Origin of the sequence: Streptomyces sp. MBT65, assembly GCF_016612545.1 — a bacterium.
Taxonomy (GTDB): Bacteria; Actinomycetota; Actinomycetes; order Streptomycetales; family Streptomycetaceae; genus Streptomyces.
In genome coordinates this window covers 1-12008 of record NZ_JAENRY010000237.1, presented here as the reverse complement: position 1 = coordinate 12008, position 12008 = coordinate 1, and the positions used below count along the sequence as shown (strand labels likewise).

General features: G+C 71.6%; 11 protein-coding genes. 5 read left to right on the top strand and 6 right to left on the bottom strand.

What is annotated here, in order from left to right:
- The coding region (locus JHN63_RS37655; protein WP_200689502.1) for a GntR family transcriptional regulator at window positions 1-323 on the bottom strand (323 nt) is incomplete at its 3' end.
- A gap of 47 nt (window positions 324-370) precedes the next feature.
- On the opposite strand from JHN63_RS37655, the gene JHN63_RS37650 reads away from it, so the two are divergent.
- Both JHN63_RS37650 and JHN63_RS37645 read left to right on the top strand, forming a co-directional pair.
- Complete coding sequence (locus tag JHN63_RS37650; protein WP_200689500.1) at window positions 371-868, top strand: carboxymuconolactone decarboxylase family protein; 498 nt, start codon at window positions 371-373, stop codon at window positions 866-868.
- A 46-nt stretch (window positions 869-914) separates the two neighbouring features.
- Entirely contained in the window at window positions 915-1640 is a 726-nt protein-coding gene (locus JHN63_RS37645) for an isocitrate lyase/phosphoenolpyruvate mutase family protein (RefSeq protein WP_200689498.1), read from the top strand.
- Between the two features lie 6 nt (window positions 1641-1646).
- On the opposite strand, the gene JHN63_RS37640 is transcribed toward JHN63_RS37645, so the two are convergent.
- The 5 genes from JHN63_RS37640 to JHN63_RS37620 all read right to left on the bottom strand — a co-directional run bounded on the left by JHN63_RS37640 (window position 1647) and on the right by JHN63_RS37620 (window position 8945).
- A complete protein-coding gene (locus JHN63_RS37640; protein ID WP_200689496.1) occupies window positions 1647-2594 on the bottom strand; it encodes an ABC transporter substrate-binding protein in 948 nt (315 codons plus the stop codon).
- Window position 2595: 1 nt separating this feature from the next.
- Window positions 2596-4551, bottom strand: coding sequence for a proline/glycine betaine ABC transporter permease (locus tag JHN63_RS37635; RefSeq protein WP_200689493.1), 1956 nt, complete (start codon window positions 4549-4551; stop codon window positions 2596-2598).
- Window positions 4551-5792, bottom strand: a complete 1242-nt coding sequence (locus JHN63_RS37630; protein ID WP_200689491.1) for a glycine betaine/L-proline ABC transporter ATP-binding protein — start codon at window positions 5790-5792, stop codon at window positions 4551-4553. The genes JHN63_RS37635 and JHN63_RS37630 overlap by 1 nt, the downstream gene beginning before the upstream one ends.
- Window positions 5792-7333, bottom strand: a complete 1542-nt coding sequence (locus tag JHN63_RS37625) for a GMC family oxidoreductase (protein ID WP_234478292.1) — start codon at window positions 7331-7333, stop codon at window positions 5792-5794. The genes JHN63_RS37630 and JHN63_RS37625 overlap by 1 nt, the downstream gene beginning before the upstream one ends.
- A gap of 70 nt (window positions 7334-7403) precedes the next feature.
- Entirely contained in the window at window positions 7404-8945 is a 1542-nt protein-coding gene (locus JHN63_RS37620) for an aldehyde dehydrogenase family protein (protein WP_200689489.1), read from the bottom strand.
- A gap of 310 nt (window positions 8946-9255) precedes the next feature.
- Between JHN63_RS37620 and JHN63_RS37615 the strand changes: the two genes are divergently transcribed.
- Genes JHN63_RS37615 through JHN63_RS37605 form a run of 3 tightly spaced genes read left to right on the top strand, consistent with a single transcriptional unit; the run spans window position 9256 to window position 11978 of the window.
- Window positions 9256-10113, top strand: coding sequence for an NAD-dependent epimerase/dehydratase family protein (locus JHN63_RS37615; protein ID WP_200689487.1), 858 nt, complete (start codon window positions 9256-9258; stop codon window positions 10111-10113).
- 17 nt (window positions 10114-10130) lie between these two features.
- A complete protein-coding gene (locus tag JHN63_RS37610) occupies window positions 10131-11048 on the top strand; it encodes a LysR family transcriptional regulator (RefSeq protein WP_200689486.1) in 918 nt (305 codons plus the stop codon).
- A gap of 12 nt (window positions 11049-11060) precedes the next feature.
- On the top strand, window positions 11061-11978 hold the full coding sequence (locus JHN63_RS37605) for a helix-turn-helix domain-containing GNAT family N-acetyltransferase (protein WP_200689478.1): 918 nt from the start codon (window positions 11061-11063) through the stop codon (window positions 11976-11978).
- Window positions 11979-12008: the final 30 nt, after the last annotated feature.

Below are 12008 nucleotides of genomic sequence, written 5' to 3'. Positions count from 1 at the left end.
CAGGTGTCCGTGGGCGGGACGACGGCGCGCTCGGCGACGCGGGTGCCGGAGCCCTGGCGGGCGGTGAGCCAGCCCTCGGCGACCAGGTCGGCGTAGGCGTCGGCGACGGTGTTGCGGGCGATGCCCAGGTCGGCGGCGAGGGAGCGGGAGGAGGGCAGCCGGGTGCCGGGGGCGAGGCGGCCGGTGCGGACGGCGTCGCGGAGTGCGTCCGTGAGACCGCGGCGGACACCGACGGCTGTACCCGCGCCTGTGCCGGTGCCTGTCTGCGTGCCGGTCGGGTCGAGGTGCAGGTCGACGCCGAAAGTGGCCCAAGGTTTCGCCATGGAAATGGACCATACTCCTGGGCTGCCTGACTTCTAGAGTCGAGGACATGACCACAGCACAGGAAGCTCCTTACGCCCCCGAACACAGCCCCCGCCTGGACTGGGCCCGGCACGCACCCGAGGTCTACAAGGCGATGGTCCGCCTCGACGCGGCCGCCCGTCAGGGCCTCGACCCGACGCTGCTCGAACTGGTGAAGATCCGCGCCTCGCAGCTCAACCACTGCGCGTTCTGTCTCGACATGCACACCAAGGACGCGCTCGCGGCGGGCGAGAGCGTGGAGCGGATCATCCAGCTCGGGGCGTGGGAGGAGTCGCGGCACTTCTACACCGAGAAGGAGCTGGCGGCGATCGAGCTGACCGAGGCGGTCACCGTCGTCACGGACGGCTTCGTGCCGGACGAGGTGTACGAGCGGGCGGCCGAGCAGTTCGAGGAGGCCGAGCTGGCGCAGCTGATCGCCGCGATCACGGTGATCAACGCGTGGAACCGGTTCGGGGTGAGCACGCGGATGGTGCCGGGGCACTACAAGGCGGGACAGTTCAAGTGACGTCGCCCGCACGGGTGTTGGACCGTGGGGTGCGGGGGCGTCGGCCGTGAGCAGGGTCGGGCTGTTCCGGAGGCTGCATCAACGGCGGCTTCCCGATGATCCGTTGGTGCTGCCCGGGCCCTGGGACGCGGCCAGTGCGCGGGTGTTCGTGGAGGCCGGGTTCACGGCGCTCGCCACGCCCAGTGCCGGGGTCGCCGCCTCGCTGGGGTACGAGGACGGGGCGACGCCGACGGACGAGATGTTCGCGGCGGTCGCGCGGATCGTGCGGGCCGTGGATGTGCCGGTGTCGGCGGATGTCGAGGGCGGGTACGGGCTCGCGCCGAAGGAGCTGGTGGAGCGGCTGCTGGAGGCGGGAGCCGTCGGGTGCAACCTTGAGGACTCCGACGGGGGTGTCCTCAAGGACCCGCGGCAGCATGCCGATTGGCTGGCCGACGTGCGGGCCGTGGCGGCGGACCAGCTGTTCGTCAACGCGCGGGTCGACGTCTTCCTGCACGGTGACGGGAACCCCGAACGGGCCATCGAGCGGGCCGCGTTGTACGTCGCGGCGGGTGCCGACTGCGTGTATCCGATCGCGGCTCCGGCCGGTGTGCTGCCGTTGCTGCGGTCCGGTATCCAGGGACCGGTGAACGCGCTCGCCCGGCTGGACGGCGAGGGCCCCTCGCCCACCGAACTCGGTGAACTCGGGGCCACTCGCATCACGTTCGGGCCGGGGCTCCAGCGCTGGGCGGCAGGCGCGCTGGAAGGGATGGCCGGGGATTTGCAGAAGGGGTGAGCGGGGTCAGGACAGCCATGCCTTCCAGGTGGCGGGGTGGTTGTCCACCCACTTCTTCGCCGCGTCGGCCGGGGACAGCTTCTGGTCGGCGATCATCAGGGAGACCTCGTTCTGGTCCTCGGTCGTCCACCTGAACTTCTTCAGGAAGGCCGCCGCCTTGCCGCCGCGCCGCGCGAAGTCCGTGTTGAGATACTTCTCCAGCGGGGTGTGCGGGTAGGCGCAGGCGACCTTGGCCGCGTCGGTGTCGCAACCCTCCTTGTAGGCAGGGAGTTTCACCTCCGTCATCGGCACCTTCTTGAACAGCCACTGGGGTGCGTACCAGTAGGTCAGGAAGGGCTTCTTCTCCTTGGCGAACTGCTTCATCTGGGTGATCTGCGCGGCCTCCGAACCGGCGAACACCACCTGGTAGTCGAGCTTCAGGTTCGTGACCAGCGCCTTGTCGTTGGTGACGTAGGAGGGCGAACCGTCCATCAACTGGCCCTTGTTGCCGCTCTCGGCGGTGCGGAACAGGGACGAGTACTTGTTGAGGTTCTTCCAGTTCGTGATGTCCGGGTGCTGCTTGACCAGGTACGTCGGGACGTACCAGCCGATGTGCCCGGTCACCCCGAGGCCGCCCGCGCGCGTGATCGTCTTCTTGTCGTCGACGTAGCGCTTCTCCTGGTCGGGGTGGCCCCAGTCCTCCAGGATCGCGTCGACCCGGCCCTGGCTGAGCGCGTCCCACGCGGGGACCTCGTCGACCTGGACGGTGTCGACGCGGTAGCCGAGCTTGTGCTCCAACAGGTACTGCGCGACAGCCACGTTGGCCTGCGCGCCCACCCAGGACTGGACGGAGAGGGTCACCGTCCTGGCGCCCTGCGCGTTGGCGAAGGGCGAGGCCTGCTTGGTCATGTCGGCGGCGCCGCAGCCGGTGAGCAGCACCAGCGACGCCAGGGCAGCGGTCGTACGAACTCGCATGTCAGGCTCCCTTCTTGGTGCGGCGTTCCGTCGGCTGGGTCACCCGGTCGAGCATCAGGCCGAGGCAGACGATCGCGGCGCCGGCGACGAGGCCGGTCGCCAAGTCGCCCTGGGCCAGGCCGAACACGGCGTCGTAGCCGAGCGCGCCACCGCCGACGAGACCGCCGATGATGACGACGGCGAGGACGAGCACCACGCCCTGGTTGACGGCGAGGAGCAACGCCGGTCGGGCGAGCGGGAGTTGGATCTGGCGGAGCTGCTGGGTGCTGGTCGCGCCGAGCGAGCGGGCCGACTCCAGGGCGGCCGGGTCGACCTGGCGCAGGCCCTGGGTGGTGATGCGGACGACGGCGGGGAGGGCGTAGACGACGGCCGCCGCGACGGCGGGGGCGCGGCCTACGCCGAAGAGCGCGACGACCGGGATCAGGTACACGAACTGCGGCATGGTCTGGCAGACGTCGAGGACGGGGCGCAGGGCGCGTTCGAAGCGGTCGCTGCGGGCGGCGGCAATGCCGGTCGCGAAGCCGAGGACGAGGGTGACGGCTACGGCGGCGAGCACCTGCGACAGGGTGTCGAGGGACGGTTCCCACACGCCGAGGACACCGATCGCGGCCATGGCGAGGACGGCGGTCAGCGCGGTGCGCCAGGTGCCGATCACCCAGGCGAGGGCGGCGACGATCAGCAGCACCGACCACCACGGCAGCCCTTGCAGGCCGTCGCGTACGGGGTCCAGGACCCAGGTGGTGAAGTGGCCGGCCCAGTCGGCGGTGCCGCCGAGGTAGGGGACACCGGAGTAGAGGTGGGCGGTCATCCAGTCGACGACGCGGTTCACCGGTTCGGCGATGCCCAGGGTCCAGCCGGAGGGCCAGTCCAGGGCGCCCGCGAGACGGACGGCCACCGCTACGGCGACGGTGGCGCCGAGCGCGTACAGCCAGGGGCGGAGACTCGACCCCGGCTCCCCCGACGGTTCGTCGGTCTGCTCGCCCGCCGCCGCCGTGACGCGGTCCAGTACGACGGCCAGCAGCACGATCGGGATACCGGCGGCCAGGGCCGCGCCCACGTCCACGGAGGCGAGGGCCTGGTAGACGCGGTCACCGAGGCCTCCGGCGCCGATCACGGAGGCGATGACCGCCATGGACAGGGCCATCATGATCGTCTGGTTGAGGCCGAGGAGGAGCTGCTTGCGGGCCAGCGGGATGCGGGCGGTCAGCAGGCGTTGGCGTCCGGTGGCGCCGAGGGACTCGACTGCCTCCAGGACCTCCGGGTCGGCGTCGCGCAGGCCGAGCGCGGTGAGGCGGGCCATGGGCGGGGCGGCGTAGACGACGGTGGCGAGGACGGCGGCGGGGACGCCGATGCCGAAGACCAGGACGACGGGGAGGAGGTAGGCGAAGGCGGGGAGCACCTGCATGGTGTCCAGGACCGGGCGCAGGGCGCGGTCGGCGCGCGCGGAGAGGCCGCCGGCCAGGCCGAGCAGGGCGCCCACGACGACCGAGGTGAGGACCGCGACCACCATGAGGGCGAGCGTCTGCATGGTCGGTACCCACATGCCGAGCAGTCCGCAGGCGAGGAAGGCGAGGCCGGTCCCGATCGCGAGCCGGACGCCCGCGACCCGCCAGGCGACGAGGGCGCCGAACGCGGTGACGCCCGCCCAGCCCGCGGCGAGCAGCACCAGGTAGACGGCGCGTACGGAGAGGACGACCGCGTTGCTGATGTAGCCGAAGAAGTAGAGGAACAGCGGGGAGCTGTCGCGGTTGTCGATGATCCAGTCGTTGGCCCGGCCCAGCGGACCGGACAGGTCGACGGTGAGCGCGTGCGGCCAAGTCCCGCTGGACCAGTGCGCGTCGGCGAGCGGCACGAGGACCGCGGCGGCGAGCGCGAGCAGGAGGAGTTTGTGCGCGGCCCGGTGCCGGAGGACGCCGGGCAGGGCGAGGCGCGGGGCGGGCGCGGTGACCGTGGCCATCAGACCGCCTCCTTGCCGGTACGGGTACCGGCTCGACTCCCGCTTCCGGCACCGGCACCACTCACGGCTCCGGCACCAGCACCAGCACCAGCACCAGCACCAGCACCACTCACAGCTCCGGCTCCACTCCCGGTTCCCGCGCCCCCGTTGGTCCCCGCGACCACGCCGAGCAGCGCGTCCGAGTCGACCATCCCGACACAGCGCCCGTGGTCGACGACCCGCGCCGGGACCCCGGCGCGCGCGACGGCCTCGATGGCTTCGGAGACGGTGGCGTCGGGGGCGACGGCGGGACCGCTGCCCGCGCCGCCGATCCGTCCGGCCTCCTCCGCGGACGCGGCCCGCATCGCCGTACGGACCGTCATGACCTCGGCGCGCGGTACGTCCCGTACGAACTCGCGGACGTAGTCGTCGGCCGGGGAGCCCACGATCTCCTCGGGGGTGCCGAGTTGGACGACGCGGCCGTCGCGCATCAGGGCGATGCGGTCGCCGAGTTTCAGCGCCTCGTTCAGGTCGTGGGTGATGAAGACCATCGTGCGGCCCTCCTCGCGGTGCAGCCGGACGACCTCCTCCTGCATGTCGCGCCGGATCAGCGGGTCGAGCGCGCTGAACGGCTCGTCGAACAGGAGGACTTGGGGGTCCACCGCCAACGCCCGTGCCAGGCCCACGCGTTGGCGCTGACCGCCGGACAGCTGGCCGGGGCGGCGCTGCTCCATGCCTTCCAGGCCGACCTTGGTGACGACCTCGGCGGCCCGGCGGCGGCGCTCGGCCTTGCCGATGCCCTGGATCTCCAGGCCGTAGGCGACGTTGTCGAGGACCGTGCGGTGCGGGAGGAGGCCGAAGTGCTGGAAGACCATCGCGGCGCGGTGGCGGCGGAGTTCGCGCAGCCGGGACTTGTCCATCGCGCGGACGTCCTCGCCGTCGATGGCGATGGTGCCGGCGGTGGGTTCGATGAGGCGGGTGAGGCAGCGGACCAGGGTGGACTTGCCGGAGCCGGACAGGCCCATCACCACGAAGACCTCGCCCTTGCGGACGTCGAAGGAGACGTCGCGGACGGCGGCGGTGCAGCCGGTGCGGGTGCGCAGGGCGGCGGCGTCGAGGGCGGCGAGTTCGGGATCGGCCGGGATCTGCTCGGACTTGGGGCCGAAGACCTTCCAGAGGCCGTCGACAGAGAAGACCGGCTCACCGGCCGTGCTCGTACTCGCGGAACTCCCGTACGTACTCGGGGTGTTGAGGGTACTCATCACGCACCGCCCCCGATCAGGTCGACCGCCCGCTCGCCGACCATGAGCACCCCGATCATCGGGTTCACGGCGGGCATGGTCGGGAAGACGGAGGCGTCGGCGATGCGGAGGCCGTCCAGGCCGCGGACGCGCAACTCCGGGTCCACCACGGCCAGTTCGTCGGCGGGCGCGCCCATGCGGCAGGTGCCGGCCGGGTGGTAGACGGTGTGGGCGACCTTGCGGGCGTACTCGCTCAGCTCCTCGTCACCCGTGATGTCCGGGCCGGGGCACACCTCCCGCTTCAGCCAGCCGGCCAACGGCTCGGTCCTCGCGATCTCGCGGGCGATGCGGATGCCGTCGACGAGGGTGCGGCCGTCGTAGTCGTCCTCGTCGGTGAAGTAGCGGAAGTCCAGGGCGGGTTTGACCGACGGGTCGGCGCTCTCCAGGTACAGGCGACCGCGGCTCTTCGGCTTGGGGATGTTCGGGGTCATGGAGACGCCGAACTCGGGGCGGTCGTAGCCGAGGCGCTCGGGGTTGTCGGTGAAGGGGACCTGGTAGAAGTGGAACATCAGGTCGGGGCCCGGGAGTCCGGGGTCGCGGCGCACGAACAGGCCCGCGTCGGAGTCCATCGCGGAGTTCTCCGGGATCGGTCCGTCGGTCTCCCAGACGATCACCGACTCGGGGTGGTCGAGGAGGTTCTCGCCGACGCCCGGCAGGTCGGCCACGACGGGGATGCCGAGCGCTTCGAGGTCCGCGCGCGGGCCGATGCCCGAATGCAGCAGCAGGCGCGGGGAGTCGACGGCGCCTGCGCACAGGACGACCTCGCGGCGGGCGCGGATCAGGAGTTCCTCGCCGTCCTTGGTGCGGACGTGCACGCCCTCGGCGCGGGTGCCGTCGAGCTCCAGCCGGTGGGCCCAAGTCTCAAGGAGGATCGTCAAGTTGGCGCGTTCGTCCATCACCGGGTGCAGATACGCCACGGACGCGCTCGACCGCTTGTTGTTCTCGGGGTGGTAGGCGAGGTCGAAGAAACCGACGCCGTCCGTGAAGGGGGCCTTGTTGAAGCCCTCGACGCGCGGGACGCCGAGGGCCTCCTGGGCCGCGTCGACGAAGTCGCGGGCGATCGCGTTCCGGTCCTTCTCGTCGACGGGGACGATGTTGTTGAGGAGGCGGGCGTAGTACGCCTCCATCGATATCGCGCCCCAGCCCTTCGCACCGGCCGCCTCCCACTCGTCCCAGTCGGACGGCAGCGGCTTGAAGGCGATGAGGGTGTTGTGCGAGGAGCAGCCGCCGAGCACGCGGGCACGGCTGTGCCGGATGTGGGAGTTGCCGCGCGGCTGCTCGGTGGTCGGATAGTCGTAGTCCAGCTCGCCACCGAGCAGGCCCGTCCAGCGGCGCAGGGTCAGTACGTCCTCGCGGCCGACGTCGCTGGGGCCGCCCTCGATGACGGCGACGGTGACGTCGGGGTTCTCGGTGAGGCGGGAGGCGATGACGGAGCCTGCGGTGCCGCCGCCGATGACGACATAGTCGTACATGTGGTCGTTCATGTACTCGTTCTCGGGCATGGGGGTACTCACTCCAGTCGGGCAATCGAAGAGAAGGGGTGGGGTCTCGGCCCACGAGTCGGCCGGGGGCTCAGCCCGCGAACCAGCGCACCGGCCTCGGCGCGAGGTTCTGGTAGACGTGCTTGGCCTCGCGGTACTCGGCGAGTCCGGCGGGGCCCAGCTCCCGGCCCACACCGCTCTTTCCGAAGCCGCCCCACTCCGCCTGCGGGAGGTAGGGGTGGAAGTCGTTGATCCAGACGGTGCCGTGCCGCAGCCGTCCGGCGACGCGGCGCGCACGGCCCGCGTCGGCGGTCCAGACGGCGCCCGCGAGGCCGTACTCGGTGTCGTTGGCGAGCGCGACCGCCTCGTCCTCGGTGCGGAAGGTCTCGACGGTGAGGACCGGTCCGAAGACCTCTTCGCGTACGACGGTCATCTCGCGATGGCACTGGTCGAGGACGGTCGGCTCGTAGAAGTAGCCGGCGGCGGGGCGGGTCGCGGAGGGCTCGGGGCGCTTGCCGCCGGAGCGCAGCACCGCGCCCTCGGCGAGGGCGCCGGCGACGTACGACTCGGTCTTGGCGCGCTGCTGTTCGGAGACGAGGGGGCCGCACTCGACGCCGTCCTCGGTGCCGCGGCCGAGGCGGATCCTCTCGGCGCGGCGGGCGAGTTCGGCGACGAAGCGTTCCCGGACGGTCTCCTCGACGATGAGCCGGGCGCCCGCGGAGCAGACCTGGCCGCTGTGGATGAAGGCGGCGTTGAGGGCCTGGTCGACGGCGGTGTCGAAGCCCTCCTCGGTGGCGCAGGCGTCGGCGAAGACGACGTTGGGGTTCTTGCCGCCGAGTTCGAGGGCGACCTTCTTGACGGTCACGGCGGCGGCCCGGGCGACCTTCGTGCCGCTGCTGAGGCCTCCGGTGAAGGAGACGAGGTCGACGTCGGGGTGCTCGGCGAGCCGGGCGCCGACCGTGTGGCCGGGGCCCGTGACGATGTTGGCGACACCGGCGGGGAGACCGGCCTCGACGAGCAGGTCGATGAGGGCGATCGTCGTCAGCGGGGTGATCTCGCTGGGCTTGACGACGAAGGTGTTGCCGGCCGCGAGGGCGGGCGCGATCTTCCAACTCGCCTGGAGGAGAGGGTAGTTCCAGGGGGTGATCAGCGCGCAGACGCCGACGGGTTCGTGCACGACGACGCTGTGGACGTCGGGCGTGCCCGCGTCGACGACCCGGCCGGGCGCCTCGGCGGCGACGAGGTCGGCGAAGTAGCGGAAGGCGTCGGCGACACAGTCGATGTCGACGCGGCCCTCCTCCACGGTCTTGCCCGCGTCCCGGCTCTCCAGCAGGCCGAGCTCTTCGCGGTCGCGCACGAGGAGGTCGGCGACGCGGCGCAGCAGAGCGGCGCGCTCGGTGACGGGAGTGCGCGGCCAGACTCCCTCACCGGCGCTCCCCTCCCCACCGTCGAAGGCTGCGCGGGCGGCGGCGACGGCTATGTCCGTGTCCTTCTCGTCGCCCTCAGCCACCACGGCGAACGGCAGCGCGTCCGCGGGGTCGATGATCTCGCGCGTGGCGCCGGAGACCGCTTCCAGCCATTCCCCGCCCGCGTGGATGGTCTTCCCCGCCTGCTGTTCCGTTGCGTCCGCCATGATCGCTATTGCCTTCCGTTCCTGTTCAGCGCCCGAGCGTCACCCAACTGTCACTCCCGGGGACTGCGTGCGCCTGCCCGGGGCGTCCGTATGCATGCGCGATCCATGGCCGAAAGTGGGCCGGATCACTGAACAGGGGGACAAAAGCCGCACCCATGAGCCGTGGACAGGGCTCAGGGCGATGCACAGGCGTGTCATGCCCCGCGGGCATCACAGAGCGCGAAAGAGGTCTTGGACGGGACCGGTGACCAAGCCGCACGGTGGAGTCGAACCCGATCAACAGCGAACCCGATCAACAGCGAGGGACGGCATGAAGATTTTCCTGACGGGCGGATCCGGCTACATCGGCCGGGCCACGATCGCCGAACTGGTGCGACGGGGCCACACCGTGGAGGCGCTGGCGCGCAGCGAGCGGGCGGCCCAGGCCGTGACCGGCGCCGGAGCGGTCGAGGTGCGCGGTGGACTCACCGACCTGGACGTGCTCAACCACGCCGCCGCACGCGCCGAGGCGGTGATCCACCTCGCGCAGGCCGACTCCGCGGACATGGACCTCGCCGCGGCCACGGCCATGCAGGACGGCGTCGGGGCCGGACCCTACGTGCACACCGGCGGCACCTGGGTCTACGGCGACACCGACGGCGTACAGGACGAGACCGCACCGTGGAATCCGCCCGGCGTGGTGGCATGGCGCAGGTCGGTCGAGGACGCGGTCTCGGCACGCGCCGCCGACGGCGGTCGCCCCGTCGTCGTACAGCCCGGGCTGCTCTACGGAGGCGACAACCGGCTGATCGAGCACTTCTTCGTCGCGCCGGGCAGAATGAGGGGTGCTGTCCCGTACATCGGTGACGGCGCCAACCGGTGGGGGCTCGTGCACATCGACGACATGGCCGCTCTCTACGTCGCCGCGCTCTCGGCGAAGGCGGGATCGGTCTATATCGGGGTCGGCGAGGGCCACCCGACGATGAAGCAGGTCGCCGAAGCGGCGGCGCGCGGTGCCGGACTCGACGGCAGGACGGTCTCGATCACACTGGAGCAGGCCCGCGCCGAGATGGGGCCCGTCGCGGACGCGTTCGCGCTGGACCAGCGCCTCACCTCGGCCAGGGCCCGCCGCGAGCTGGGCTGGGCACCGGCGCACGGCGACCCGCTCGCCACCTTCGCGCGCGGCTGACCACCCGGAGGAACCGCATGGACGTCGATCTGCGCAAGCTCCGCTACTTCCTCGCGGTGGCCGAGGAGCTCCACTTCGGACGCGCCGCGGAGCGGCTGCACATCACCCAACCCGTGCTCTCCCGCCAGATCCGGGTGCTCGAGAGCGAGCTGGGCGTGGACGTGTTCAGGCGTGACCGCCGCAGCACCGTGCTCACACCGGCGGGCGAACAACTCGTCCATGACGCCGGGCCCCTGCTGGCGGGCGCGGACGCACTGCTGCGGCGGGTACGCGCCGCGGGCGAGAGCGTCACCCGCTTCACGATCGGGTTCATGCCGGGCATCACGTTGACCGCCGTGGTCCGCCTGCTGCGCGAGCGCCATGCCGGGCTGGACGTGCGGATGCTGCGCACCGGCTGGCACGACCAGGTGGAGGTGCTGCACGACGCCCGCGCGGACGTCGGCATCGTCCGGCTGCCGATCGACCCGGCGGGCCTGGAGGTCAGGCCGCTCTACACCGAACCGCGGCTCGTCATGGTGGCCTCGTCCCATCGCCTCGCCGGCAAGGAGACCGTGCGGGTCGCCGACCTGGCGGCCGATCACCTCCTACAGGACCCCGACGCCGTCCCCGAATGGCGCGACATCGCGGTGGAACTGCGCACGGGTGAGCGCCGCCCGGTGCCGGCGATCCACAGTGTCGAGGAGAAACTCGAACTCGTCGCCGGCGGACAGGGGATCGCCGTGATCCCGGCGTCCACCGCGAACTTCTACACCAGAGCCGACATCAAGGCGATCCCGGTCGAGGACCTCGGCCCCAACCAGGTCGCGGTGGCCTGGCCCGCCGGGCGGACCGCCGGCCTGGTCAAGGAGTTCGTCGACGCCGCCACCGCCCTGCTGCCCGAACACCAGGGGCAGAAAAACCACGCGACCATGGACTCCCCCAACTCCTTTGACTAAAGTCAAAGAACTATGGAGCCAGCCACAGACACCCCGGCGGAACCGGTGTCCCCGGAGGACATCGAGGCCCTCCGCCGCTTCAACCGCTACTTCACCCGCCGTATCGGCGCCCTCGACGACCACTACCTCGGCCAGGACCGCCCCCTGGGCGAGGCCCGGCTGCTCTTCGAGATCGGCGACGGCGTCTCGCTGCGCGCACTGCGCGGGCGGCTCGCCCTGGACGCGGGTTATCTGAGCCGGATGGCGAAGTCCCTGGAGGCGCAGGGCCTGGTCCGGCTGACCGTGCCCCCGCACGACACCCGACTGCGCCTGATCGAGCTGACCCGGGCCGGCCGTGTCGAGGTCGAGGAACAGCACCGCCGCGCCGACGCGCTCGCCGCCGGCCTCCTCACCACCCTCACCGCACCCCAACGCACCGAACTCACCGACGCGTTGGCGACCACCCGCCGCCTCCTGCGACTGGCCGGCATCACGGTCGCCCTGGTCGACGGCGCCACCGAGGACGCCCGCGCCTGCCTCGACGCCTACGCCGCCGACATCGACGCCCGCTTCCCGGAGGGCTTCGACAAGACCGATCTCGTACGGCCCAAGGAGGTCACCGGGGACGCGGGCGCGTTCTTCGTCGCGTACGAGGAGGGGCGGCCGGTGGCGTGCGGGGCGCTACGGACCCTGGAGCCCGGCGTGGGCGAGATCCGGCACGTCTGGGTGCACCCCGACGCCCGCCGCCTGGGCCTGGCCCGCCGCATCCTCACGGAGCTGGAACAGGCCGCCGTGGCACACCACTTCACCGTCGTACGCCTGGACACGCACGCGACACTCACCGAGGCGCAGGCGATGTACCGGGCCTGCGGGTACGCGGAGATCCCGTCCTATGTCGACCACGTCTACGCGTCCCACTGGTTCGAGAAGCGACTGACCGACGCCCACTGACCCCTCCCCCCACCCCCGGCAACTCCCCTA